Source organism: Pseudomonas sp. c313, assembly GCF_055407145.1.
Map to the genome: position 1 here is coordinate 1 of NZ_JBUZRD010000020.1, position 24,330 is coordinate 24,330.

25 protein-coding genes and 4 tRNA genes are annotated in these 24,330 nt (G+C 54.6%); all 29 read left to right on the forward strand.

What is annotated here, in order from left to right; genetic code table 11:
- The first annotated feature begins 191 nt into the window (after nt 1–191).
- The 29 genes from birA (at nt 192) to rpmC (ending at nt 24,330) form a co-directional block, all read left to right on the forward strand.
- Nucleotides 192–1,151 carry a bifunctional biotin--[acetyl-CoA-carboxylase] ligase/biotin operon repressor BirA gene (birA, locus tag ACZRKZ_RS26415; protein ID WP_463967405.1) on the forward strand — a complete coding sequence of 320 codons (960 nt, stop codon included), beginning with the start codon at nt 192–194 and terminating at the stop codon, nt 1,149–1,151.
- Complete coding sequence (locus ACZRKZ_RS26420) at nt 1,141–1,890, forward strand: pantothenate kinase (RefSeq protein WP_149413636.1); 750 nt, start codon at nt 1,141–1,143, stop codon at nt 1,888–1,890. Before birA ends, ACZRKZ_RS26420 begins: the two co-directional genes overlap by 11 nt.
- Before the next feature lie 7 nt (nt 1,891–1,897).
- On the forward strand, nt 1,898–2,344 hold the full coding sequence (locus ACZRKZ_RS26425; protein ID WP_463983123.1) for a hypothetical protein: 447 nt from the start codon (nt 1,898–1,900) through the stop codon (nt 2,342–2,344).
- A 143-nt stretch (nt 2,345–2,487) separates the two neighbouring features.
- Nucleotides 2,488–2,572: transfer RNA gene (locus ACZRKZ_RS26430), tRNA-Tyr, on the forward strand.
- A gap of 23 nt (nt 2,573–2,595) precedes the next feature.
- Nucleotides 2,596–2,669, forward strand: a tRNA-Gly gene (locus ACZRKZ_RS26435).
- Between the two features lie 26 nt (nt 2,670–2,695).
- Nucleotides 2,696–2,771: transfer RNA gene (locus ACZRKZ_RS26440), tRNA-Thr, on the forward strand.
- A gap of 163 nt (nt 2,772–2,934) precedes the next feature.
- A tRNA-Trp gene (locus ACZRKZ_RS26445) sits at nt 2,935–3,010 on the forward strand.
- 45 nt (nt 3,011–3,055) lie between these two features.
- On the forward strand, nt 3,056–3,424 hold the full coding sequence (gene secE, locus ACZRKZ_RS26450; RefSeq protein ID WP_076016471.1) for a preprotein translocase subunit SecE: 369 nt from the start codon (nt 3,056–3,058) through the stop codon (nt 3,422–3,424).
- A gap of 9 nt (nt 3,425–3,433) precedes the next feature.
- Nucleotides 3,434–3,967, forward strand: a complete 534-nt coding sequence (gene nusG / locus ACZRKZ_RS26455) for a transcription termination/antitermination protein NusG (protein WP_133103488.1) — start codon at nt 3,434–3,436, stop codon at nt 3,965–3,967.
- Nucleotides 3,968–4,084: 117 nt separating this feature from the next.
- The gene (gene rplK / locus ACZRKZ_RS26460; protein WP_003210097.1) at nt 4,085–4,516 is read left to right on the forward strand and encodes a 50S ribosomal protein L11; all 432 of its coding nucleotides are present in this window, start codon (nt 4,085–4,087) and stop codon (nt 4,514–4,516) included.
- Entirely contained in the window at nt 4,516–5,211 is a 696-nt protein-coding gene (gene rplA, locus ACZRKZ_RS26465; protein WP_133103487.1) for a 50S ribosomal protein L1, read from the forward strand. Before rplK ends, rplA begins: the two co-directional genes overlap by 1 nt.
- 198 nt (nt 5,212–5,409) lie before the next feature.
- The gene (gene rplJ, locus ACZRKZ_RS26470) at nt 5,410–5,910 is read left to right on the forward strand and encodes a 50S ribosomal protein L10 (RefSeq protein WP_463967403.1); all 501 of its coding nucleotides are present in this window, start codon (nt 5,410–5,412) and stop codon (nt 5,908–5,910) included.
- 80 nt (nt 5,911–5,990) lie between these two features.
- The gene (gene rplL, locus ACZRKZ_RS26475; RefSeq protein WP_133103485.1) at nt 5,991–6,359 is read left to right on the forward strand and encodes a 50S ribosomal protein L7/L12; all 369 of its coding nucleotides are present in this window, start codon (nt 5,991–5,993) and stop codon (nt 6,357–6,359) included.
- A 220-nt stretch (nt 6,360–6,579) separates the two neighbouring features.
- Complete coding sequence (gene rpoB, locus ACZRKZ_RS26480) at nt 6,580–10,653, forward strand: DNA-directed RNA polymerase subunit beta (RefSeq protein ID WP_133103484.1); 4,074 nt, start codon at nt 6,580–6,582, stop codon at nt 10,651–10,653.
- A 64-nt stretch (nt 10,654–10,717) separates the two neighbouring features.
- Nucleotides 10,718–14,917: a DNA-directed RNA polymerase subunit beta' gene (gene rpoC, locus ACZRKZ_RS26485; RefSeq protein ID WP_133103483.1), complete on the forward strand. Its 4,200-nt coding sequence runs from the start codon at nt 10,718–10,720 to the stop codon at nt 14,915–14,917.
- A 216-nt stretch (nt 14,918–15,133) separates the two neighbouring features.
- Nucleotides 15,134–15,505 (forward strand): 30S ribosomal protein S12, encoded by a 372-nt coding sequence (gene rpsL, locus ACZRKZ_RS26490; RefSeq protein ID WP_002555494.1) that lies wholly within the window; start codon nt 15,134–15,136, stop codon nt 15,503–15,505.
- Nucleotides 15,506–15,623: 118 nt separating this feature from the next.
- Complete coding sequence (gene rpsG, locus ACZRKZ_RS26495) at nt 15,624–16,094, forward strand: 30S ribosomal protein S7 (RefSeq protein WP_002555493.1); 471 nt, start codon at nt 15,624–15,626, stop codon at nt 16,092–16,094.
- A 30-nt stretch (nt 16,095–16,124) separates the two neighbouring features.
- Nucleotides 16,125–18,230, forward strand: a complete 2,106-nt coding sequence (fusA, locus tag ACZRKZ_RS26500) for an elongation factor G (protein ID WP_149413631.1) — start codon at nt 16,125–16,127, stop codon at nt 18,228–18,230.
- A gap of 30 nt (nt 18,231–18,260) precedes the next feature.
- Nucleotides 18,261–19,454, forward strand: coding sequence for an elongation factor Tu (gene tuf, locus ACZRKZ_RS26505; protein ID WP_133103481.1), 1,194 nt, complete (start codon nt 18,261–18,263; stop codon nt 19,452–19,454).
- Nucleotides 19,455–19,596: 142 nt separating this feature from the next.
- A complete protein-coding gene (gene rpsJ, locus ACZRKZ_RS26510) occupies nt 19,597–19,908 on the forward strand; it encodes a 30S ribosomal protein S10 (RefSeq protein WP_003186070.1) in 312 nt (103 codons plus the stop codon).
- 81 nt (nt 19,909–19,989) lie between these two features.
- A complete protein-coding gene (gene rplC, locus ACZRKZ_RS26515; protein ID WP_133103480.1) occupies nt 19,990–20,625 on the forward strand; it encodes a 50S ribosomal protein L3 in 636 nt (211 codons plus the stop codon).
- A 12-nt stretch (nt 20,626–20,637) separates the two neighbouring features.
- Nucleotides 20,638–21,240, forward strand: coding sequence for a 50S ribosomal protein L4 (gene rplD, locus ACZRKZ_RS26520; protein ID WP_149413630.1), 603 nt, complete (start codon nt 20,638–20,640; stop codon nt 21,238–21,240).
- Nucleotides 21,237–21,536 (forward strand): 50S ribosomal protein L23, encoded by a 300-nt coding sequence (gene rplW / locus ACZRKZ_RS26525; RefSeq protein WP_002555488.1) that lies wholly within the window; start codon nt 21,237–21,239, stop codon nt 21,534–21,536. The genes rplD and rplW overlap by 4 nt, the downstream gene beginning before the upstream one ends.
- A 14-nt stretch (nt 21,537–21,550) precedes the next feature.
- Nucleotides 21,551–22,375: a 50S ribosomal protein L2 gene (gene rplB / locus ACZRKZ_RS26530; RefSeq protein WP_003176423.1), complete on the forward strand. Its 825-nt coding sequence runs from the start codon at nt 21,551–21,553 to the stop codon at nt 22,373–22,375.
- 16 nt (nt 22,376–22,391) lie between these two features.
- The gene (gene rpsS, locus ACZRKZ_RS26535) at nt 22,392–22,667 is read left to right on the forward strand and encodes a 30S ribosomal protein S19 (RefSeq protein ID WP_133103478.1); all 276 of its coding nucleotides are present in this window, start codon (nt 22,392–22,394) and stop codon (nt 22,665–22,667) included.
- 13 nt (nt 22,668–22,680) lie between these two features.
- Nucleotides 22,681–23,013, forward strand: coding sequence for a 50S ribosomal protein L22 (gene rplV / locus ACZRKZ_RS26540; RefSeq protein WP_003210077.1), 333 nt, complete (start codon nt 22,681–22,683; stop codon nt 23,011–23,013).
- Between the two features lie 13 nt (nt 23,014–23,026).
- Complete coding sequence (gene rpsC / locus ACZRKZ_RS26545) at nt 23,027–23,713, forward strand: 30S ribosomal protein S3 (RefSeq protein ID WP_003176422.1); 687 nt, start codon at nt 23,027–23,029, stop codon at nt 23,711–23,713.
- Between the two features lie 12 nt (nt 23,714–23,725).
- Nucleotides 23,726–24,139, forward strand: a complete 414-nt coding sequence (gene rplP, locus ACZRKZ_RS26550; RefSeq protein ID WP_133103477.1) for a 50S ribosomal protein L16 — start codon at nt 23,726–23,728, stop codon at nt 24,137–24,139.
- Nucleotides 24,139–24,330: a 50S ribosomal protein L29 gene (gene rpmC / locus ACZRKZ_RS26555; protein WP_002555481.1), complete on the forward strand. Its 192-nt coding sequence runs from the start codon at nt 24,139–24,141 to the stop codon at nt 24,328–24,330. The genes rplP and rpmC overlap by 1 nt, the downstream gene beginning before the upstream one ends.

Consider the following 24,330-nt stretch of genomic DNA (forward strand, 5'->3'; position numbering starts at 1 on the left):
CATGTGAGAGTAGGTCATCGTCAAGATTAAATTCCGAAACCCCATTTGCGAAAGCAGATGGGGTTTTGTTTTGGGCGCTCGAAAAGTATGAGCGAGCGCTGCCAGTCGCCTTCAATGCTAAAGTCCTGCCTTTCTATGCAATGGCCCTATGCATGGCTATCATGCGTGCCTCATTGTGAGGCGAGACTTGCATGCTGACGTTGTTGAAACTTCTAAAAGATGGCCGATTCCACTCCGGGGAAGCGCTTGGTACAGCCTTGGGCGTCAGTCGCAGTGCTGTATGGAAGCAGCTTCAGCATCTTGAGGCGGAGTTGAATCTGCCTATCCATAAAGTCCGTGGCAGGGGATATCAGTTGGCTGCGCCCCTGGCGTTGCTAAGCCATGACGAAATAGCTGCAAATGCGCCTTCTTCTGCCTGGCCTGTCTATATCTCCGACTCCATTGACTCTACCAATGCCGAAGCATTGCGTCTTATTGGTGGGGGGCAAGTTGCGCCGTTTCTGGTGCTGTCGGAGCAGCAGACTGCTGGCAGGGGTAGGCGAGGGCGTAAGTGGGTAAGCCCTTTCGCTCAAAATGTCTACTACAGCCTCGTCTTGCGAATTGATGGGGGGTTGCGACAACTGGAGGGGCTTAGCCTGGTTGTCGGCCTGGCGGTCATGCAGGCCCTGCGGGAGGCTGGCGTGCGCAATGCAGGCTTGAAGTGGCCCAATGACGTCTTGGTGGGGCAGAAGAAGATTGCTGGCATCCTCCTGGAGTTGGTCGGAGATCCGGCAGATGTCTGCCACGTAGTCCTTGGTGTGGGGATTAATGTGAATATGCAGAAAGCGCCTGAAGTCGATCAGCAATGGACTTCTGTGCAGTTGGAAACCGGTAGCGCCGTTGATCGTAACTATCTGGTAGCCCGTCTCGGCTTGCAGTTACAAACCTACCTTGATCGTCATCAAGCGTTCGGCTTTTCCGCTATTCAAGGCGAGTGGGAGCAGAACCATCTATGGCAGGGGCGTTCCGTCTCGCTCATTGCCGGCGTGAATCAAGTCGAAGGACTGGTGCTGGGTATCGATGGGCAGGGTGCGTTACGCTTGGGCGTGGATGGTGTTGAAAAAATATACAGCGGTGGTGAGTTAAGCCTGAGGTTGCGTGATGATTCTTGAGCTCGACTGTGGGAATAGCTTTATTAAATGGCGAGTGCTTGAGTCAGGCAGGGCGTATGTTTTCGCAGAGGGAATCGTCGGCTCGGATATCGTGCTAATCGATAGCCTGTCAGCGCTTGCGGGCTTGGCGATAAAACATTGTCGACTGGTGAGTGTTCGTGCTTCCGAGGAGACCAACAAGTTGGTCGCGGCCCTGGTAGATGCCTTTGGCATCACTGTGGTTTGTGCTACATCTGCGAGGCAGATGGCCGGGGTGCGTAATGGGTACGAAGACTTCGAGCGGCTGGGGCTTGATCGCTGGCTGGCTATGCTTGGCGGTTTTCAGTTGTCGCCGGGCTCGTGCCTTGTACTCGATTTTGGTACGGCGGCTACCTCCGACTTCATTGCTGCGGACGGTGAGCATCTCGGCGGATTTATTTGTCCTGGTATGCCATTAATGCGTAACCAGTTGCGAACGCATACTCGCAAAATACGCTACGACGATATTGCCGCCGAGCGTGCCCTAGAGCACCTGTCGCCAGGTCGTACGACCGTAGAGGCGGTGGAGCGTGGCTGTATGCTTATGTTGAGAGGATTTGTCCTGACTCAGCTGGAGTTGGCTCAGCGTTACTGGGGTGACGAATTCACCGTATTCCTGACGGGAGGGGATGCTGAGCTGATTGCTGATGCCGTGCCTCGAGCGAAACTTGTCCCTGATCTTGTTTTTGTCGGTTTGGCGATGGCGTGCCCCTTGTCCTGAGGTTTTTATGCGTTGGCTGTTTTTGCTTTTGCTGGTCCTTAATATCTTCTATTACATTTGGCATCAGCAGGAAGCGCCCCTGCGTGCCAAGGATGTTACGCCCCTGGTTCTGTACCGAGGTTCTCAGCAGGATATCCAGTTATTGAGCGAGTCTGCTGATGCCGTGGTTCGACGGGACAGGGCAAAAGCCCCAGAGGTGCAGAGCAGTTGTCTCTATATTGGTAGTTTTGCTGATCAGAAGCAGGCGCGATCTGTGGAGCAGCGGCTTACCAGTCTGGACATCAAGGTAAAACTGCAATCGCTGAGCGCTCCTGATGTTTCGGGATACTGGCTGAGAGTGGCACCTGAAAGCCGGCGTCTGGCCGATGATTTGCCCTTTGAAAACCTTGCTAACGAATTCAATGAGTTAAAACATAAAATAATGCCGTGCGAAGGCATTGCAACTGTTGAATAGTTTGCATAGAATGGCGCCCGCTTCGCAGTGATGACCTCTTGAGGGAAACGGTGTGATGCGACAGTCAATGCAGCTAACCTCATATTTTTAATGAGAAAATGCTTGACAGAAGGCTGGCATGATATAGAATGCCGGCTCGCTTAGGAGGGGTTCCCGAGCGGCCAAAGGGATCAGACTGTAAATCTGACGTCTACGACTTCGAAGGTTCGAATCCTTCCCCCTCCACCATTTTAGCGTGAGCTGCAAGCTCTGCGGGTATAGTTTAGTGGTAGAACCTCAGCCTTCCAAGCTGATGATGCGGGTTCGATTCCCGCTACCCGCTCCAAGTTTGCAGGTTGTGCATAGTGTTTTGCTCTTGTAGCTCAGTTGGTAGAGCACACCCTTGGTAAGGGTGAGGTCAGCGGTTCAAATCCGCTCAAGAGCTCCATATAACAAGGCAGATATGAAAATATCTGCCTTTGTTTTAACAGCTACCTCTGATTGATTCTGCTCTCTTTCGTGATTTTGTTTGGGTAGGTTCCAGGTCTGCAGGGGTTTGTTGTTGTAAAGTCTTTTTCAGATCGGCATAATTGTCGGCCTGATTTTGTTTTAGGTCAGTAGCTCAATTGGCAGAGCGACGGTCTCCAAAACCGTAGGTTGGGGGTTCGATTCCCTCCTGACCTGCCAGATTCACTTGGTGTGTCTGGCTTTCTTTTCACAGGATCTTCATAGATGACTCCTAAGGCTGAAGCTCAAGGCTCTCGCTTCGATCTCCTCAAGTGGCTTGTAGTAGTCGCTGTTGTGGTCGTAGGCGTTGTCGGCAACCAGTACTACTCTGCGTCGCCGATCCTGTACCGCGTCCTCGCATTGCTCGCCCTTGCTGCTGTTGCTGCCTTTGTTGGCCTGCAGACTGCTAAAGGCAAGTCTTTTGCGGTCCTGGTAAAGGAAGCTCGTACCGAGATCCGTAAAGTCGTTTGGCCGACTCGCCAAGAAACCACGCAGACCACTTTGATTGTGGTAGCTGTTGTTCTGGTTATGGCGTTGCTGTTGTGGGGGCTTGATTCCCTGCTCGGCTGGCTTGTTTCCTTGATTGTTGGCTAAGGGTGTCCCGTGGCTAAGCGTTGGTACGTTGTGCATGCTTACTCGGGTTACGAGAAGCATGTCATGCGCTCTTTGCTAGAGCGCATAAAGTTTGCAGGCATGGAAGAAGGCTTCGGCGAAATTCTGGTTCCCACTGAAGAAGTGGTTGAAATGCGTAATGGCCAGAAACGCAAAAGCGAGCGCAAGTTCTTCCCTGGCTACGTGCTGGTTCAAATGGACATGAATGAGGGTACTTGGCACTTGGTCAAGGATACTCCTCGCGTCATGGGCTTTATCGGTGGTACCGCTGATAAGCCTGCTGCGATTACCGACAAAGAGGCAGAGTCGATTCTGCGTCGTGTTGCTGATGGTAGCGACAAGCCCAAGCCGAAGACGTTGTTCGAGCCGGGTGAGATCGTTCGTGTCACTGATGGTCCGTTTGCAGATTTTAACGGCACTGTCGAAGAAGTTAACTACGAAAAGAGCCGGATCCAAGTGGCAGTGCTCATTTTCGGTCGCTCTACTCCGGTAGAGCTAGAGTTCAGCCAGGTCGAAAAAGTCTAGCTGAGCAAGCATCCCAACCCCGCAGCCTTAGGCTGTGGGGTTTTGTCGTCACTGGGATAAACGCGCAAGTAACCGGGGAGCCTTTCGAGGCGTTCGAACCCGTAATTGGAGTGCCTCATGGCCAAGAAGATTACCGCTTACATCAAGCTGCAAGTGAAGGCCGCTCAGGCCAACCCAAGCCCACCCGTCGGTCCAGCTCTGGGTCAGCACGGCGTGAACATCATGGAGTTCTGCAAGGCCTTCAACGCCCGTACTCAGGGTATTGAACCAGGTCTGCCGACTCCAGTGATCATCACTGTATACAGCGACCGTAGCTTCACTTTCGAAACCAAGTCGACCCCGGCTTCGGTTTTGTTGAAGAAAGCTGCTGGTCTGACTAGCGGTTCCGCTCGTCCAAACACCGTTAAGGTTGGCACCGTGACTCGTGCTCAGCTGGAAGAAATCGCGAAAACCAAAAACGCGGATCTGACTGCAGCTGATATGGATGCAGCCGTGCGTACCATCGCCGGTTCTGCTCGTAGCATGGGCCTTAACGTGGAGGGTGTGTAATGGCTAAGCTGACCAAGCGCCAAAAGGCTATCGCTGGCAAAATCGAAGCGGGCAAGGCCTACAACTTTGTAGATGCCGCTGCACTGCTGACCGAGCTGTCGACTGTCAAATTCAGCGAGTCTGTTGATATTGCTGTGAACTTGGGTGTTGACCCGCGTAAATCCGACCAGGTCGTTCGTAGCGCAACTGTGCTGCCACACGGTACTGGCAAGACTGTACGTGTTGCTGTCTTCACCCAAGGCCCGGCAGCTGAAGCTGCTCTGGCTGCCGGCGCTGACCGTGTAGGTATGGACGATCTGGCTGCCGAAATGAAAGCCGGTAACCTGAACTTTGACGTAGTTATCGCATCCCCGGATGCAATGCGCGTTGTGGGTCAGTTGGGTCAGATCCTGGGCCCACGCGGCCTGATGCCTAACCCTAAAGTCGGCACCGTAACCCCAGACGTAGCTACCGCGGTTAAAAACGCCAAGGCTGGTCAGGTTCGTTATCGCACCGACAAAAACGGCATCATTCACACCTCCGTTGGCAAAGTCGGCTTTGATGCCGTCAAGCTGAAGGAAAACGTTGAAGCCCTGATCGCTGATCTGAAGCGTATCAAGCCAGCTTCCTCGAAAGGTATCTACGTCAAGCGCGTTACCCTGAGCACCACCATGGGCCCAGGTCTGGTCATCGACCAAGGCTCGCTGGACGTATAAGACATAAACTGGCGCAAGCAATTGCGGCAGTTGAAAAATTGGGGTCCCTGCCTGGCGGGGGCTATCCAAGACCGTAGGCGGCGCAAGTCTTAAACCTCAAGCCTACGCAGATGGTGCTCCCGGTTCCTTACCGAATCAGACACCAAAACGACATCCGGCTTCGGTTGGATGAAACGGTAACAAGCAGGAGTTTTTCCCGTGGCAATTAAACTTGAAGACAAGAAGGCCATCGTCGCTGAAGTCAACAAGGCTGCCAAAGTTGCCCTGTCCGCTGTCGTGGTTGATGCCCGCGGTGTGACAGTAGGCGCTATGACCGGACTCCGTAAAGAGGCTCGTGAAGCTGGCGTTTACGTACGTGTTGTACGTAATACCCTGCTCAAGCGCGCTGTTGCCGACACTCAATACAGTGTTCTCAACGACGTGTTCACCGGCCCGACCTTGATTGCATTCTCCAACGAACATCCGGGTGCTGCTGCCCGTTTGTTCAAAGAGTTCGCAAAAGGTCAGGACAAGTTCGAGATCAAGGCAGCTGCGTTCGAGGGTAACTACCTCGCAGCTAATCAGATCGACGTACTGGCAAGCCTGCCGACCCGTGACGAAGCCATTTCCCAGCTGATGAGCGTGATTCAAGGCGCAACCAGCAAATTGGCTCGTACTCTGGCGGCTCTTCGCGACCAGAAAGAAGCTGCTGCAGCTTAAGGCTGAGCAACTCCTTTTTACGTTTATTGTTTATTTCGATGGCCGCGTAGGCCGTCACCCCAATACAGGAATTTATAGTCATGTCTCTGACTAACGACCAAATCATCGAAGCAATCGGCGAAAAATCCGTTCTGGAAATCGTTGAACTGATCAAGGCAATGGAAGAGAAGTTCGGCGTTTCTGCTGCTGCTGCTTCTGCTGGTCCTGCTGCTGCCGCTGCTGTCGTTGAAGAACAAACTGAATTCAACGTTGTTCTGCTTGAAGCTGGCGACAAGAAAGTTAACGTGATCAAGGCTGTACGTGAGCTGACCGGTCTGGGCCTGAAAGAAGCCAAGGCTGTAGTTGATAACGGTGCTGGTTCCGTGGTTCTGGAAGCTGTGTCGGCTGACGCTGCTGCTAAAGCCAAGGCTACCTTGGAAGAAGCAGGCGCTAAAGTCGAGCTGAAGTAAGCATCGACCTTGCGTCTCCAGCCCAAGCGTTAAGCTGAAGGCTGATGGCTGGTGGCTCTTGCCACCGGCCTTTTTCCGTTATTGGCAATCGACTCGGTCGTCGCCTATAGCGCGCTGTAACCACCCGATGGGGTGGCGCAAACCATGGGGTTTGCACGATTTTCTGGCTGCTCCCGTCGGGAGGGGCCAAACAAGCAGGTGACCAAGCTGGGGAACGCTGATGGCTTACTCATATACTGAGAAAAAACGTATCCGCAAGGACTTTAGCAAGTTGCCGGACGTCATGGATGTCCCGTACCTTCTGGCTATCCAGCTGGATTCGTATCGTGAATTCTTGCAGGCGGGAGCGACCAAAGATCAGTTCCGCGACGTGGGCCTGCATGCGGCCTTCAAATCTGTTTTCCCGATCATCAGCTACTCCGGCAATGCTGCGCTGGAGTACGTCGGTTATCGCCTGGGCGAACCGGCATTTGATGTCAAAGAATGCGTGTTGCGCGGTGTTACGTACGCCGTACCTTTGCGGGTAAAAGTCCGTTTGATCATTTTCGACAAAGAATCGTCGAACAAAGCGATCAAGGACATCAAAGAGCAAGAAGTCTACATGGGTGAAATCCCCCTGATGACTGAGAACGGTACCTTCGTTATCAATGGTACCGAGCGCGTTATCGTTTCCCAGCTGCACCGTTCCCCGGGCGTGTTCTTCGACCACGACCGCGGCAAGACGCACAGCTCCGGCAAACTCTTGTACTCCGCGCGGATCATTCCGTACCGTGGTTCGTGGTTGGACTTCGAGTTCGACCCGAAAGACTGCGTGTTCGTGCGTATCGACCGTCGTCGCAAGCTGCCGGCATCGGTACTGCTGCGCGCGCTCGGCTATACCACTGAGCAGGTGCTGGACGCGTTCTACACCACCAACGTATTCCATGTGAGTGGCGAAACCCTCAGCCTGGAACTGGTGCCTCAGCGCCTGCGTGGTGAGATTGCTGTTCTGGACATCCAGGACGAGAAGGGCAAGATCATCGTTGAAGCCGGCCGCCGTATTACTGCGCGCCACATCAACCAGATCGAAAAAGCCGGTATCAAGACGCTGGAAGTGCCTTTGGACTACGTCCTGGGTCGCACCACCGCCAAGGTCATCGTGCACCCGGCCACTGGCGAAATCCTGGCTGAATGCAACACCGAGCTGAACACCGAGATCCTGGGCAAAATCGCCAAGTCTCAGATTGTTCGCCTCGAGACCTTGTACACCAACGATATCGACTGCGGTCCGTTCGTCTCCGACACCCTGAAGATCGACTCCACCAGCAACCAATTGGAAGCGCTGGTCGAGATCTATCGCATGATGCGTCCTGGCGAGCCACCAACCAAAGACGCTGCCGAGACCCTGTTCAACAACCTGTTCTTCAGCCCTGAGCGCTATGACCTGTCTGCGGTCGGCCGGATGAAGTTCAACCGTCGTATCGGTCGCACCGAGATCGAAGGTTCGGGCGTATTGTGCAAGGAAGACATCGTCGCGGTACTGAAGACCCTGGTCGACATCCGTAACGGTAAAGGCATCGTCGATGACATCGACCACCTGGGTAACCGTCGTGTTCGCTGCGTAGGCGAAATGGCTGAAAACCAGTTCCGTGTTGGCCTGGTACGTGTTGAGCGTGCGGTCAAAGAGCGTCTGTCGATGGCTGAAAGCGAAGGCCTGATGCCGCAAGACCTGATCAACGCCAAGCCAGTGGCTGCGGCGGTGAAAGAGTTCTTCGGTTCCAGCCAGCTCTCGCAGTTCATGGACCAGAACAACCCGCTCTCCGAGATCACCCACAAGCGCCGTGTTTCTGCACTGGGCCCGGGCGGTCTAACTCGTGAGCGTGCAGGCTTTGAAGTTCGTGACGTACACCCGACTCACTATGGTCGTGTATGCCCGATTGAAACGCCGGAAGGTCCGAACATCGGCCTGATCAACTCCCTGGCCGCTTATGCGCGCACCAACCAGTACGGTTTCCTCGAGAGCCCGTACCGTGTGGTGAAAGACGCTCTGGTCACCGACGAGATCGTGTTCCTGTCCGCCATCGAAGAAGCTGATCACGTGATCGCTCAGGCCTCGGCCACGATGAACGACAAGAAAATGCTGATCGACGAACTGGTAGCTGTTCGTCACTTGAACGAGTTCACCGTCAAGGCGCCGGAAGACGTCACCTTGATGGACGTATCGCCGAAGCAGGTAGTTTCGGTTGCAGCGTCGCTGATCCCGTTCCTGGAACACGATGACGCCAACCGTGCGTTGATGGGTTCCAACATGCAGCGTCAAGCTGTACCGACCCTGCGTGCTGACAAGCCGCTGGTAGGTACCGGCATGGAGCGTAACGTAGCCCGTGACTCCGGCGTTTGTGTCGTGGCTCGTCGTGGCGGTGTTATCGACTCTGTTGATGCCAGCCGTATCGTGGTTCGTGTTGCTGACGACGAAGTTGAAACTGGCGAAGCCGGTGTCGACATCTACAACCTGACCAAGTACACCCGCTCCAACCAGAACACCTGCATCAACCAGCGTCCGCTGGTGAGCAAGGGTGATCGGGTTCAGCGCAGCGACATTATGGCCGATGGTCCGTCCACCGACATGGGTGAGCTGGCGCTGGGTCAGAACATGCGTATCGCGTTCATGGCCTGGAACGGTTATAACTTCGAAGACTCCATCTGCCTGTCCGAGCGTGTTGTTCAGGAAGACCGTTTCACCACGATCCACATTCAGGAACTGACCTGTGTGGCACGTGACACCAAGCTTGGGCCAGAGGAAATCACTGCAGACATCCCGAACGTGGGTGAAGCTGCACTGAACAAGCTGGACGAAGCCGGTATCGTTTACGTAGGTGCTGAGGTTGGCGCAGGCGACATCCTGGTTGGTAAGGTCACTCCGAAAGGCGAGACCCAACTGACTCCGGAAGAGAAGCTGTTGCGTGCCATCTTCGGTGAAAAAGCCAGCGACGTTAAAGACACCTCCCTGCGCGTACCTACCGGTACCAAGGGTACTGTCATCGACGTACAGGTCTTCACCCGTGACGGTGTTGAGCGTGATGCTCGTGCACTGTCCATCGAGAAGACCCAACTCGACGAGATCCGCAAGGATCTGAATGAAGAGTTCCGTATCGTTGAAGGCGCGACCTTCGAACGTCTGCGTTCCGCGCTGGTAGGTCGTAAGGCTGAAGGCGGCGCAGGTCTGAAGAAGGGTCAGGAGATCACCGACGAAGTACTCGACGGTCTTGAGCATGGTCAGTGGTTCAAGCTGCGCATGGCTGAAGATGCTCTGAACGAGCAGCTCGAGAAGGCCCAGGCCTACATCGTTGATCGTCGCCGTCTGCTGGACGACAAGTTCGAAGACAAGAAGCGCAAACTGCAGCAGGGCGATGACCTGGCTCCAGGTGTGCTGAAAATCGTCAAGGTTTACCTGGCAATCCGTCGCCGCATCCAGCCTGGCGACAAGATGGCCGGTCGTCACGGTAACAAAGGTGTGGTCTCCGTGATCATGCCGGTTGAAGACATGCCGCACGATGCCAATGGCACTCCGGTCGACGTCGTCCTCAACCCGTTGGGCGTACCTTCGCGTATGAACGTTGGTCAGATCCTTGAAACCCACCTGGGCCTTGCGGCCAAAGGTTTGGGCGAGAAGATCAATCGTATGATCGAAGAGCAGCGCAAGGTTGCTGACCTGCGCAAGTTCCTGCACGAGATCTACAACGAGATCGGCGGTCGCAACGAAGAGCTGGACACCTTCACCGACCAGGAAATCCTGGATCTGGCGAAGAACCTGCGCGGCGGTGTTCCAATGGCTACGCCGGTGTTCGACGGTGCCAAGGAAAGCGAAATCAAGGCCATGCTGAAACTGGCAGACCTGCCAGAAAGCGGCCAGATGCAGCTGTTCGACGGCCGTACCGGCAACAAGTTTGAGCGCCCGGTTACTGTTGGCTACATGTACATGCTGAAGCTGAACCACTTGGTAGACGATAAGATGCACGCTCGTTCTACCGGTTCGTACAGCCTGGTTACCCAGCAGCCGTTGGGTGGTAAGGCTCAGTTCGGTGGTCAGCGTTTCGGGGAGATGGAGGTCTGGGCACTGGAAGCATACGGTGCTGCATACACTCTGCAAGAAATGCTCACAGTGAAGTCGGATGATGTGAACGGCCGGACCAAGATGTACAAAAACATCGTGGACGGCGATCACCGTATGGAGCCGGGCATGCCCGAGTCCTTCAACGTGTTGATCAAAGAAATTCGTTCCCTCGGCATCGATATCGATCTGGAAACCGAATAACACGTGACGCGAATCGAGAGCGGGGCTGTTTAGCCCGCTCTCTGCTCCGCCAGGAGGAAAGGCCTTGAAAGACCTACTGAATTTGCTGAAAAACCAGGGTCAAGTCGAAGAGTTCGACGCCATCCGTATTGGATTGGCATCGCCTGAGATGATCCGTTCGTGGTCGTTCGGTGAAGTTAAAAAACCGGAAACCATCAACTACCGTACGTTCAAACCTGAGCGTGACGGCCTGTTCTGCGCCAAGATCTTTGGCCCGGTAAAGGATTACGAGTGCCTGTGCGGTAAGTACAAGCGCTTGAAGCACCGTGGTGTGATCTGCGAGAAGTGCGGCGTTGAAGTTGCACTGGCTAAGGTTCGTCGTGAGCGCATGGCGCACATCGAACTGGCTTCGCCGGTTGCTCACATCTGGTTCCTGAAATCGCTGCCGTCCCGTATCGGCTTGCTGATGGACATGACCCTGCGTGATATCGAACGCGTTCTCTACTTCGAGAGCTACGTTGTTATCGATCCAGGCATGACCACCCTTGAAAAGGGTCAGTTGCTCAACGACGAACAGTACTTCGAAGCGCTGGAAGAGTTCGGCGACGATTTCGATGCCCGCATGGGTGCTGAAGCTGTCCGTGAACTGCTGCACGCTATCGACCTGGAACACGAGATTGGCCGCCTGCGTGAAGAAATTCCGCAAACCAACTCCGAAACCAAGATCAAGAAGCTGTCCAAGCGTCTGAAGTTGATGGAAGCCTTCCTGGGTTCCGGCAACTTGCCAGAGTGGATGGTGCTGACCGTTCTGCCGGTTTTGCCGCCAGACTTGCGTCCGCTGGTACCGTTGGATGGCGGTCGCTTCGCGACTTCCGACCTCAACGACCTGTACCGTCGCGTGATCAACCGTAACAACCGCTTGAAGCGCCTGCTTGATCTGTCCGCTCCGGACATCATCGTGCGCAACGAAAAGCGTATGTTGCAGGAAGCTGTCGATGCCTTGCTCGACAACGGTCGTCGTGGCCGCGCTATCACGGGTTCCAACAAGCGTCCTCTGAAATCCCTGGCTGACATGATCAAGGGTAAGCAGGGTCGTTTCCGTCAGAACTTGCTCGGTAAGCGTGTTGACTACTCCGGTCGTTCGGTAATTACCGTAGGCCCGACCCTGCGTCTGCACCAGTGCGGTCTGCCGAAGAAGATGGCTCTCGAGCTGTTCAAGCCGTTCATTTTTGGCAAGCTGGAAATGCGCGGTCTTGCGACCACCATCAAAGCGGCCAAGAAAATGGTCGAGCGCGAGCTGCCAGAAGTTTGGGACGTTCTCGCTGAAGTGATTCGCGAACACCCGGTTCTCCTCAACCGTGCACCGACCCTTCACCGTCTGGGTATCCAGGCGTTTGAACCGGTACTGATCGAAGGTAAAGCTATCCAGCTGCACCCGTTGGTCTGTGCTGCGTACAACGCCGACTTCGACGGCGACCAAATGGCCGTGCACGTACCGCTGACGCTGGAAGCCCAGCTGGAAGCGCGTGCGTTGATGATGTCGACCAACAACATTCTGTCGCCAGCCAACGGTGAGCCAATCATCGTTCCGTCGCAGGACGTTGTATTGGGTCTGTACTACATGACTCGTGAAGCGATCAACGCCAAGGGCGAAGGTCGTGTGTTCGCGGATCTGCAGGAAGTTGACCGTGTGTTCCGTGCCGGCGAAGCCGCTCTGCACGCCAAGGTCAAGGTCCGCATCCACGAAACCGTCAACGATCGTGATGGTGGCAGCGTCAAGAACACTCGTATCGTCGACACTACTGTCGGCCGCGCGCTGTTGTTCCAGGTTGTTCCACCTGGCCTGTCGTACGACGTGGTCAACCAGCCAATGAAGAAAAAGGCGATCTCCAAGCTGATCAACCAGTGCTACCGCGTGGTTGGTTTGAAAGAGACCGTTATCTTCGCTGACCAGTTGATGTACACCGGTTTTGCTTATTCGACCATTTCCGGCGTTTCCATCGGTGTTAACGACTTCGTTATCCCGGACGAGAAAGCCGCCATCATCAGTGCTGCTACCGATGAAGTGAAAGAGATCGAAAGCCAGTACGCCTCCGGCCTGGTAACCCAGGGCGAGAAGTACAACAAAGTGATCGACCTTTGGTCCAAGGCCAACGACGAAGTGTCGAAGGCGATGATGTCGAACCTCTCGAAAGAGCGTGTTATCGACCGTCATGGCGTAGAAGTCGATCAAGAGTCGTTCAACTCGATGTACATGATGGCCGACTCGGGCGCACGGGGTTCTGCCGCGCAGATCCGTCAGCTCGCCGGTATGCGTGGCCTGATGGCCAAGCCGGACGGTTCCATCATTGAAACGCCGATTACTGCGAACTTCCGTGAAGGTTTGAGCGTACTTCAGTACTTCATCTCTACTCACGGTGCGCGTAAAGGTCTGGCGGATACCGCGTTGAAAACTGCTAACTCCGGTTACCTGACTCGTCGTCTGGTAGACGTTGCGCAAGACTTGGTTGTGACTGAAGTCGACTGCGGTACCGAACGCGGTCTGCTGATGACTCCGCACATCGAAGGCGGCGACGTTGTAGAGCCGTTGGGTGAGCGCGTACTGGGTCGAGTAATCGCCCGTGACGTATTCAAGCCAGGTACCGAGGAAGTTATCGTTCCTGCCGGCACTCTGGTTGACGAGAAATGGGTCGAGTTCATCGAACTCAACAGCATCGACGAAGTGATTGTACGTTCGCCGATCAGTTGCGAAACCCGTTATGGCATTTGCGCCAAGTGCTATGGCCGTGACTTGGCTCGTGGTCACCAGGTGAACATCGGTGAAGCGGTCGGCGTTATCGCTGCCCAGTCCATCGGTGAGCCGGGTACCCAGCTGACCATGCGTACGTTCCACATTGGTGGTGCGGCAAGCCGGACCTCCGCTGCGGACAGCGTTCAGGTGAAGAATGGCGGTACCGTTCGTCTGCACAACTTGAAGCACGTTGAGCGAGTGGATGGCTGCCTGGTTGCTGTGTCCCGTTCCGGTGAGCTGGCAATCGCTGATGACTACGGTCGTGAGCGTGAGCGTTACAAGCTGCCGTACGGTGCTGTGATTTCGGTCAAAGAAGGTGACAAGGTCGACGCTGGCGCAATCGTGGCCAAGTGGGATCCGCACACTCACCCAATCGTTACCGAAATGAAAGGTACCGTGACGTACGTGGGCATGGAAGAAGGCATCACGATCAAGCGTCAGACTGACGAATTGACCGGTATGACCAACATTGAAGTACTCGACGCCAAAGATCGTCCAGCTGCCGGTAAAGATATCCGTCCTGCTGTGAAGATGGTTGATGACAACGGCAAGGATCTCTTGCTGCCGGGTACCGACGTAATTGCCCAGTACTTCCTGCCTGCCAACGCCCTTGTCGGTGTGGCGGATGGTGCGAAAATCGCGATCGGTGATGTTATCGCTCGTATTCCGCAAGAGACTTCGAAAACTCGTGACATCACCGGTGGTCTGCCGCGTGTTGCCGACTTGTTCGAAGCTCGTCGTCCGAAGGAAGCATCGATTCTGGCTGAAGTCAGCGGCACCATCGCGTTCGGTAAAGAGACCAAAGGCAAGCGCCGTCTGGTCATTACCCCTAACGACGGTACCGATCTGTACGAAGAGCTGATTCCGAAGTGGCGTCACCTGAACGTCTTCGAAGGCGAACAGGTAAACCGCGGCGAAGTTATCTCCGACGGCCCGAGCGATCCACACGACATCCTGCGCTTGCTGGGTGTGAGTGCGCTCGCCAAGTACATCGTTAACGAGATCCAGGACGTTTACCGTCTGCAAGGCGTGAAGATCAACGATAAGCACATCGAGACCATCCTGCGTCAGATGCTGCGTAAAGTTGAGATCGCTGAATCCGGCGATTCGACTTTCATCAAGGGCGACCAGATGGAGTTGACTCACGTACTGGTAGAAAACGAGCGTCTGGCTGGCGACGAGAAATTCGTTTCCAAGTTCACTCGGGTACTGCTGGGTATCACCAAGGCGTCGTTGTCCACTGAGTCGTTCATCTCGGCGGCCTCCTTCCAGGAGACCACTCGCGTACTGACCGAAGCAGCGGTAACCGGCAAGCGCGATTACCTGCGCGGCCTGAAAGAAAACGTGGTTGTGGGTCGTCTGATCCCAGCCGGTACCGGTTTGGCTTACCACAGCGAGCGCAAGCGCCGCCGTGAGCTTGACAAGCCGCTGCGCGTAAGCGCCAGTGAAGTGGAAGCTGCACTGACCGAAGCGCTGAACTCAAGCGGTAACTGAGTTCTGCGATAAATAAGTCCGGGCCCTGGCAGCCCCGTTCGTCGGATCGAGATAGTTTTATCCCGGTTCGATGGAAGGGGAGGTCGGGGCCTTGCCTTGACTGGGGGCAAGATCCTCTTTAGACTCTTGTACCCCTAAATTTGGCGGGAATTCGTTCCTGCCATTTTGCTTTTCTTGCAAGACAATAGCGTCGCAAGACAACAGTGGAGCTAGTAGATGGCAACTATCAACCAGCTGGTACGTCAGCCGCGTAAGCGTATCGTCGAGAAATCCGACGTGCCTGCGCTGCAGAACTGCCCGCAACGTCGTGGCGTATGCACTCGCGTGTATACCACTACGCCGAAAAAACCTAACTCGGCACTGCGTAAAGTATGCCGTGTGCGTCTGACCAACGGTTTCGAGGTTTCCTCGTACATCGGCGGTGAAGGCCACAACCTGCAAGAACACAGCGTGGTACTGATCCGTGGCGGTCGTGTAAAAGACTTGCCAGGTGTTCGTTATCACACCGTGCGCGGCTCCTTGGATACCTCCGGCGTAAAAGGTCGTAACCAGGGTCGTTCGAAGTACGGTACCAAGAAGCCTAAGTAGTAGTGGCTTTTTGTAAAACTGAATCATCTTATTTTCTGAGTCGATAAGAGTAAGGTCGGAGGCGTCCCGCAAGGGCACCGATTCCGAGCGAACCTGAAGACCGTTTGAGGGCTTATCCATGCCAAGAAGACGCGTAGCAGCCAAGCGCGAAGTGCTTGACGATCCAAAATACGGAAGCCAAATTCTGGCCAAGTTCATGAACCACGTGATGGAAAGCGGCAAAAAAGCCGTTGCCGAGCGTATCGTTTATGGCGCGCTGGAAAAGGTTAAAGAACGCAAGAACAGCGACCCCCTGGAAATCTTCGAGAAAGCTCTCGACGCCATCGCTCCGCTGGTCGAAGTGAAGTCGCGCCGTGTAGGCGGTGCTACTTACCAGGTTCCGGTCGAAGTTCGCCCGTCCCGTCGTAACGCTCTGGCAATGCGCTGGTTGGTAGACTTCGCCCGTAAGCGCGGCGAGAAGTCTATGGCTCTGCGTTTGGCTGGCGAACTGTTGGATGCTGCCGAAGGTAAAGGTGCTGCTGTTAAGAAGCGTGAAGACGTGCACCGTATGGCTGAAGCCAACAAGGCTTTCTCGCACTACCGCTTCTAATTTCAGCTTCACTAATTTTGCGAGGGCTTTATGGCTCGTACTACTCCGATTAGTCGCTACCGTAACATCGGTATCGTCGCTCACGTGGATGCTGGTAAAACCACCACCACCGAGCGCGTCCTTTTTTACACTGGCAAAAGTCACAAGATGGGCGAGGTGCATGACGGCGCCGCGACCACCGACTGGATGGTGCAAGAGCAGGAGCGTGGTATTACCATTACTTCTGCTGCTATTACCACCTTCTGGAAGGGCTCTGAGAAGCAATACGCAGACAATCACCGCTTCAACGTCATCGACACCCCAGGCCACGTTGACTTCACTATTGAAGTTGAGCGTTCCCTGCGTGTGCTCGATGGCGCGGTAGTTGTGTTCTGCGGCACCTCGGGTGTTGAGCCGCAGTCGGAAACCGTATGGCGTCAAGCCAACAAATACGGTGTTCCACGTCTTGTTTACGTGAACAAGATGGACCGTGCTGGTGCGAACTTCCTGCGCGTGATCGAACAGATCAAAAAGCGCCTGGGTCACACTCCGGTGCCGATCCAGTTGGCTATTGGTTCCGAAGACAACTTCCAGGGTCAGGTCGACCTGATGCGTATGGAAGCTGTGTATTGGAACGATGCAGACAAGGGCACTGTTCCTCGTCGCGAGGCTATTCCTGCAGACTTGCAGGCGCTGGCTGAAGAGTGGCGTGACAACATGGTGCAGGCTGCGGCCGAATCCAGTGACGAGCTGATGAACAAGTACCTTGAAGGTGAAGAACTCACCATCGAGGAAATCAAGGCCGGTCTGCGTCAGCGTACTATCGCTGGCGAAATCGTCTTGGCTGTTTGCGGTTCTTCTTTCAAGAACAAGGGTGTTCCCCTGGTTCTCGATGCTGTTATCGACTACCTGCCGGCCCCAGTCGACATTCCTGCCATCAAGGGTACTGACCCGGATGACGAGACTATCGAACTGGAGCGTCATGCAGACGACAGCGAGCCGTTCTCGGCGCTGGCGTTCAAGATCGCTACCGACCCATTCGTGGGTACTTTGACCTTCGTTCGAGTTTACTCGGGCGTGTTGAGCTCCGGTGACGGCGTGATCAACTCGGTTAAAGGCAAGAAAGAGCGCGTGGGTCGTATGGTGCAAATGCACGCAAACGCCCGTGAAGAAATCAAGGAAGTGCGCGCTGGTGACATCGCGGCCTTGATCGGCATGAAGGACGTCACCACTGGTGAGACTTTGTGCACTGCTGACAAGCCAATCATCCTGGTTCGCATGGACTTCCCGGAGCCGGTTATTTCGGTTGCCGTTGAGCCAAAGACCAAGGATGACCAGGAAAAAATGGGTGTTGCTCTGGGCAAGCTTGCTCAGGAAGATCCATCTTTCCGCGTCAAAACTGATGAAGAGACTGGTCAAACGATCATCTCTGGCATGGGCGAGTTGCACCTGGACATCCTGGTTGACCGGATGCGCCGTGAGTTCAACGTCGAAGCCAACATCGGTAAGCCTCAGGTTTCCTATCGTGAGCGCATCACGAAGAGCTGTGAAATCGAAGGCAAGTTCGTTCGTCAATCCGGTGGTCGTGGCCAGTTTGGTCATTGCTGGATTCGTTTTGCACCGGCTGATGAAGGTCAGGAAGGTCTGCAATTCGTGAACGAAGTCGTGGGTGGTGTGGTTCCTAAGGAATACATCCCGGCGATCCAGAAGGGTATCGAAGAGCAGATGAAAAACGGCGTTGTTGCCGGTTATCCGCTGATCGGCCTGAAGGCAACCGTTTTTGATGGTTCTTACCACGACGTCGACTCCAACGAGATGGCGTTTAAGGTGGCTGCCTCCATGGCAACCAAGCAACTGGCCCAGAAGGGCGGTGGTGAGTTGCTTGAGCCAATCATGGCGGTAGAAGTTGTTACGCCTGAAGACTATATGGGTGATGTCATGGGCGACCTTAACCGTCGTCGCGGCATGATCTTGGGTATGGAAGATACGGTTTCCGGCAAAGTGATTCGTGCTGAGGTTCCGTTGGGCGAGATGTTTGGTTATGCGACCGACGTTCGTTCCATGTCCCAGGGTCGCGCAAGCTACTCTATGGAATTCAAAAAATACAATACAGCTCCGTCGCATATCGTCGAAACTGTTACCAAAAAACAAGGCTGATTCAGTCCTTTAGGCAAGGAGTTAATTGTCGTGGCTAAAGAAAAATTTGTACGTGACCTCCCGCACGTCAACGTTGGCACCATCGGTCACGTTGACCATGGTAAAACCACGCTGACTGCAGCTCTGACTCGCGTCTGCTCCGAAATTTTCGGTTCGGCCGTTGTTGCTTTCGACAAAATCGACAGCGCTCCGGAAGAAAAGGCTCGTGGTATCACCATCAACACTGCGCACGTTGAATACAACTCGCTGGTGCGTCACTACGCTCACGTTGACTGCCCAGGTCACGCTGACTATGTGAAGAACATGATCACCGGTGCTGCCCAGATGGACGGCGCGATCCTGGTTTGCTCGGCCGCTGATGGTCCGATGCCGCAGACCCGCGAACACATCCTGCTGTCCCGTCAGGTAGGCGTTCCGTACATCGTTGTCTTCCTGAACAAGGCTGACATGGTTGACGACGCTGAGCTGTTGGAACTGGTTGAGATGGAAGTGCGCGATCTGCTGAGCACTTACGACTTCCCGGGCGACGACACTCCGATCATCATCGGTTCCGCTCTGATGGCTCTGAACGGCCAAGATGACAACGAAATGGGCACCACTGCCGTTCGTAAACTGGTTGAGACTCTGGACAGCTACATTCCAGATCCAGTTCGTGTTATCGACAAGCCGTTCCTGATGCCAATCGAAGACGTATTCTCGATCTCGGGTCGCGGTACTGTTGTGACTGGTCGTATCGAGCGCGGTATCGTTAAGGTTCAGGATTCGCTGGAAATCGTAGGTCTGCGTGACACTGTTGTCACCACCTGCACTGGCGTTGAAATGTTCCGCAAGCTGCTCGACGAAGGTCGTGCTGGCGAGAACTGCGGCGTTCTGTTGCGCGGTACCAAGCGTGACGACGTTGAGCGTGGCCAGGTTCTGGTCAAGCCAGGTTCGGTCAAGCCGCACACTACCTTCGAAGCTGAAGTGTATGTGTTGAGCAAAGAAGAAGGCGGTCGTCACACTCCGTTCTTCAAAGGCTACCGTCCACAGTTCTACTTCCGGACCACTGACGTGACCGGTAACTGCGAACTGCCGGAAGGCGTTGAAATGGTAATGCCAGGCGACAACATCAAAATGGTTGTCACCCTGATCAAAACCATCGCAATGGAAGATGGTCTGCGTTTCGCTATCCGTGAAGGCGGTCGTACCGTCGGCGCTGGCGTCGTAGCCAAAATCATCGCTTAATAAGCGATGACTTGAAAAAGCCCCCGCTTAGCGGGGGCTTTTTTATTGGGTTGACACTGTGGTGCCCCGTCTATAGAATTGCGCCTCCTTTTAACGGGCGTATTGCGTCCGGTGGGAATAGCAATCTGGAGTCTGAAATCCAATGCAAAATCAGCAAATCCGTATCAGGTTGAAGGCTTTTGACCATCGCCTGATCGACCAATCCACCCAGGAAATCGTGGAAACCGCGAAACGTACTGGTGCTCAAGTGCGTGGTCCAATTCCACTGCCTACCCGTAAAGAGCGGTTCACCGTTCTGGTCTCCCCGCACGTCAACAAAGACGCGCGTGACCAGTACGAGATCCGTACTCATAAGCGCGTACTGGATATCGTCCAGCCAACGGATAAAACCGTTGATGCACTTATGAAGCTTGATCTGGCGGCCGGTGTGGAAGTGCAGATCAGCCTCGGCTAAGACTTGGGTCTTAGTCGTGTAACGCTCTGAAATGGGCGGCCATAGCGGGTGAAAGCCCCGTACACTCATGAGGTTTACAACATGACTATTGGTGTAGTCGGTCGTAAATGCGGTATGACCCGTATTTTCACCGAAGAAGGTGTCTCCATTCCGGTTACGGTCATTGAGATCGAGCCGAATCGCGTCACCCAGTTTAAAACTGAAGAAACCGATGGCTATCGTGCAGTGCAAGTCACTGTCGGCGTGCGTCGTGCTTCGCGTGTGACTGCTGCTCAAGCAGGTCACTTCGCTAAAGCAAACGTTGCAGCTGGTCGTACTGTCATGGAGTTCCGTCTTGAAGATGGCGACTACCAGGCTGGCGATCTGATCAACGCTGAAATCTTCGCCGCTGGTCAACTGGTTGATGTAACCGGTCAGTCCAAGGGTAAAGGCTTCCAGGGTACGATCAAGCGTTGGAATTTCCGTGGCCAAGACAACACTCACGGTAACTCCGTTTCCCACCGCGTCCCGGGCTCTATTGGCCAGTGCCAGACTCCTGGTCGTGTATTCAAGGGCAAAAAAATGTCCGGTCATATGGGCGCTGAGCGCGTGACCGTGCAGTCCCTCGAAGTAGTGCGCGTCGACGCTGAACGCAATCTGTTGTTGGTCAAGGGTGCTGTTCCTGGCGCTACTGGCGGCAACCTGGTTGTACGTCCAGCGGCCAAGGCTCGCGGTTAAGGGGAAGCTGACATGCAATTAAATGTAAATGACGCTCAAGCGATCGAAGTTTCCGAACTGACATTTGGCGGCGAATTCAACGAGACGCTCGTTCACCAAGCAGTCGTGGCCTACATGGCTGGCGGCCGTCAAGGTAGCAAGCAGCAAAAGACCCGTTCCGACGTTCGTGGTGGCGGTAAGCGCCCTTGGCGTCAGAAAGGTACTGGCCGTGCTCGTGCCGGTACTATCCGTAGCCCAATCTGGCGTGGCGGCGGTACCACTTTCGCAGCTCGTCCACAGGATCACACTCAGAAGCTCAACAAGAAGATGTATCGCGCAGCACTGCGCTCCATCCTTGCTGAACTCGTGCGTACTGATCGTCTGGTCGTGGTTCAGGACTTCGTAGTTGAAGCACCGAAAACCAAAGATCTGCTGAACAAGCTGAATGGCATGGGTCTGACTGATGTCCTGATCGTGTCCGAAGCTGTTGATCAGAACCTGTACCTGGCTGCTCGCAACCTGCCACACGTCGATGTCCGTGACGTGCAAGGTTCCGATCCAGTTAGTCTGATCGCATACGACAAGGTGTTGATCACCGTGTCGGCCGTGAAGAAATTCGAGGAGCTGCTGGGATGAACCAGGAACGCGTATTTAAAGTTCTGCTTGGCCCGCACGTTTCCGAAAAGGCTACGGTTCTGGCTGACAAGAAAGGTCAGTTCGTTTTCAAGGTTGCTACTGACGCAACCAAGCTGGAAATCAAGAAGGCCGTCGAAAGCCTGTTCAGCGTGAAAGTAGAGCGTGTTACTACCCTGAATGTTCTGGGTAAGAGCAAGCGCACTGCTCGCGGTCTGGGCAAGCGTAATGACTGGAAGAAGGCAGTTATCTCCCTTCAACCAGGCCAAGATCTCGATTTCAGCAGCAGTGCTGAGTAAGGAAGGGGTGCATCATGGCAATCGTTAAATGCAAACCGACTTCCCCTGGCCGCCGTTTTGTGGTCAAGGTGGTCAACCAGGAGCTGCATAAAGGCGCTCCTCACGCACCGCTGCTCGAGAAGAAATCGAAGACTGGTGGTCGTAACAACAATGGTCGCATTACCACTCGTCACATCGGTGGTGGCCATAAGCAGCATTATCGTTTGGTCGATTTCCGTCGCAATGACAAAGATGGCATCTCTGCCACTGTCGAGCGTATCGAATACGATCCAAACCGTACTGCTCACATCGCTCTGCTGCTGTACGCAGATGGCGAGCGTCGCTACATTATCGCCCCTAAAGGCGTGAGTGCTGGTGACCAGCTGATCGCAGGTGCTCTGGCGCCGATCAAGCCGGGCAACGCTCTGCAACTGCGTAACATTCCAGTTGGTAGCACCGTACACGGCATCGAATTGAAGCCAGGTAAAGGCGCGCAAATCGCTCGTTCCGCTGGTGCTTCGGCTCAGCTGATCGCTCGTGAAGGTGTCTACGTGACCCTGCGTCTGCGTTCTGGTGAGATGCGTAAAGTATTGGCTGAATGCCGTGCGACCCTGGGCGAAGTCTCGAACTCCGAGCATAGCCTGCGTTCGCTGGGTAAAGCTGGTGCCAAACGCTGGCGTGGCGTTCGCCCAACCGTTCGTGGTGTTGCCATGAACCCGGTTGACCACCCACATGGTGGTGGTGAAGGTCGTACCTCTGGTGGTCGTCATCCGGTATCGCCGTGGGGCTTCCCGACTAAGGGCGCGAAGACTCGTGGTAATAAGCGTACCGACAAAATGATCGTCCGTCGTCGCAAGTAAATAGAGGGATACGACAGTGCCACGTTCTCTGAAAAAAGGTCCTTTTATTGATCTTCACCTACTGAAGAAGATCGAAGTGGCGGCGGAAAAGAACGATCGCAAACCAGTGAAAACCTGGTCGCGCCGTTCGATGATCCTGCCACAAATGGTCGGTTTGACCATTGCTGTGCATAACGGTCGTCTGCATGTCCCAGTTCTTGTGAACGAAGACATGGTCGGCCACAAACTAGGCGAGTTTGCCGCTACCCGCACTTATCGTGGGCATGTGGCAGACAAGAAAGCCAAGCGTTAAGGGGTAAGGAATGATGGAAGTAGCCGCTAAGTTGTCGGGCGCTCGAATCTCCGCCCAGAAAGCCCGCTTGGTCGCCGACCAGATCCGCGGGAAGAAGGTGGGCGAAGCGCTCAACCTGTTGGCTTTCAGCAGTAAGAAAGCCGCCGAGATCATCAAGAAAGTGCTGGAGTCGGCCGTAGCCAACGCCGAGCATAACGAAGGCGCAGACGTTGATGACCTTAAAGTCAGCACCGTTTTCGTCAACGAAGGGCGTTCGCTGAAGCGCATCATGCCTCGTGCCAAAGGCCGGGCTGATCGCATCGTCAAGCGGTCTTGCCATATCACTGTCAAGGTTGCTGACAAGTAACGGAGTCGAAGAGATGGGTCAGAAAGTACATCCCATTGGCATTCGCCTGGGAATCGTCAAGGAGCACACCTCCGTCTGGTACGCAGACGGTCGGACTTATGCGGACTATTTGTTCGCTGATCTGAAGGTGCGCGAGTATCTCCAAGACAAACTAAAAAGCGCGTCCGTAAGCCGTATCGATATCCATCGTCCGGCCCAAACTGCACGTATCACCATCCACACCGCTCGTCCAGGTATCGTTATCGGGAAGAAAGGTGAAGATGTTGAGAAACTGCGTCAGGACCTGACCAAGCAAATGGGTGTGCCTGTGCACATCAATATCGAAGAGATCCGCAAGCCGGAGCTCGACGGTATGCTGGTTGCGCAGAGCGTAGCTCAGCAGCTGGAGCGTCGTGTAATGTTCCGTCGCGCTATGAAGCGCGCTGTACAGAACGCTATGCGCATTGGTGCCAAAGGCATCAAAATCCAAGTGAGCGGTCGTCTCGGCGGTGCTGAAATCGCACGTACTGAATGGTATCGCGAAGGTCGTGTGCCACTGCACACCCTGCGTGCCGACATCGACTATGCCAACTACGAAGCTCACACCACCTACGGTGTGATCGGTGTAAAGGTTTGGATCTTCAAAGGCGAAGTAATTGGTGGTCGCCAAGAAGAGCTGAAACCACAAGCACCAGCGCCTCGTAAAAAAGCTGCTAAGTAAGGGGTACGCCAAATGTTGCAACCAAAGCGTACGAAGTTCCGCAAGCAGATGACAGGCCACAACCGTGGTCTGGCTCAGCGCGGTAGCAAAGTCAGCTTCGGCGAGTTCGCGCTGAAGTCTGTAGCTCGTGGTCGTCTCACCGCTCGTCAGATCGAGTCAGCGCGTCGTGCACTGACCCGTCACGTTAAACGTGGCGGCAAGATCTGGATCCGTGTATTCCCGGACAAGCCTGTAACCAAGAAGCCACTCGAAGTTCGGATGGGTAAAGGTAAGGGTAACGTGGAATATTGGGTTGCCCAGATTCAGCCAGGCAAAGTCCTGTATGAAATCGAGGGTGTTACTGAAGAGCTGGCGCGTGAGGCTTTCGCCCTGGCTGCTGCAAAGCTGCCGCTCGCCACCTCCTTTGTTAAACGGACGGTGATGTGATGAAAGCGAATGAACTTCGTGAAAAATCCGCACAGCAGCTGAACGAGCAACTGCTCGGCCTGCTGCGCGACCAGTTCAATCTGCGTATGCAGAAAGCAACTGGCCAGTTGGGGCAGTCTCATCTGCTCTCGCAAGTTAAGCGTGACATTGCTCGCGTGAAGACTGTGCTCAACCAGCAGGCAGGTAAGTGA

Coding starts and splice junctions, on each gene's coding strand:
- rpoB (WP_133103484.1), top strand. CDS start 6,580: ATGGCTTACTCATATACTGAGAAAAAACGTATCCGCAAGGACTTTAGC.
- rplD (WP_149413630.1), top strand. CDS start 20,638: ATGCAATTAAATGTAAATGACGCTCAAGCGATCGAAGTTTCCGAACTG.
- rplB (WP_003176423.1), top strand. CDS start 21,551: ATGGCAATCGTTAAATGCAAACCGACTTCCCCTGGCCGCCGTTTTGTG.
- rpsG (WP_002555493.1), top strand. CDS start 15,624: ATGCCAAGAAGACGCGTAGCAGCCAAGCGCGAAGTGCTTGACGATCCA.
- rplP (WP_133103477.1), top strand. CDS start 23,726: ATGTTGCAACCAAAGCGTACGAAGTTCCGCAAGCAGATGACAGGCCAC.
- birA (WP_463967405.1), top strand. CDS start 192: ATGCTGACGTTGTTGAAACTTCTAAAAGATGGCCGATTCCACTCCGGG.
- rplK (WP_003210097.1), top strand. CDS start 4,085: ATGGCCAAGAAGATTACCGCTTACATCAAGCTGCAAGTGAAGGCCGCT.
- rplA (WP_133103487.1), top strand. CDS start 4,516: ATGGCTAAGCTGACCAAGCGCCAAAAGGCTATCGCTGGCAAAATCGAA.
- rplL (WP_133103485.1), top strand. CDS start 5,991: ATGTCTCTGACTAACGACCAAATCATCGAAGCAATCGGCGAAAAATCC.
- rpsL (WP_002555494.1), top strand. CDS start 15,134: ATGGCAACTATCAACCAGCTGGTACGTCAGCCGCGTAAGCGTATCGTC.
- fusA (WP_149413631.1), top strand. CDS start 16,125: ATGGCTCGTACTACTCCGATTAGTCGCTACCGTAACATCGGTATCGTC.
- ACZRKZ_RS26425 (WP_463983123.1), top strand. CDS start 1,898: ATGCGTTGGCTGTTTTTGCTTTTGCTGGTCCTTAATATCTTCTATTAC.
- rplC (WP_133103480.1), top strand. CDS start 19,990: ATGACTATTGGTGTAGTCGGTCGTAAATGCGGTATGACCCGTATTTTC.
- secE (WP_076016471.1), top strand. CDS start 3,056: ATGACTCCTAAGGCTGAAGCTCAAGGCTCTCGCTTCGATCTCCTCAAG.
- rplW (WP_002555488.1), top strand. CDS start 21,237: ATGAACCAGGAACGCGTATTTAAAGTTCTGCTTGGCCCGCACGTTTCC.
- rplV (WP_003210077.1), top strand. CDS start 22,681: ATGGAAGTAGCCGCTAAGTTGTCGGGCGCTCGAATCTCCGCCCAGAAA.
- rpsJ (WP_003186070.1), top strand. CDS start 19,597: ATGCAAAATCAGCAAATCCGTATCAGGTTGAAGGCTTTTGACCATCGC.
- rpsC (WP_003176422.1), top strand. CDS start 23,027: ATGGGTCAGAAAGTACATCCCATTGGCATTCGCCTGGGAATCGTCAAG.
- ACZRKZ_RS26420 (WP_149413636.1), top strand. CDS start 1,141: ATGATTCTTGAGCTCGACTGTGGGAATAGCTTTATTAAATGGCGAGTG.
- rpmC (WP_002555481.1), top strand. CDS start 24,139: ATGAAAGCGAATGAACTTCGTGAAAAATCCGCACAGCAGCTGAACGAG.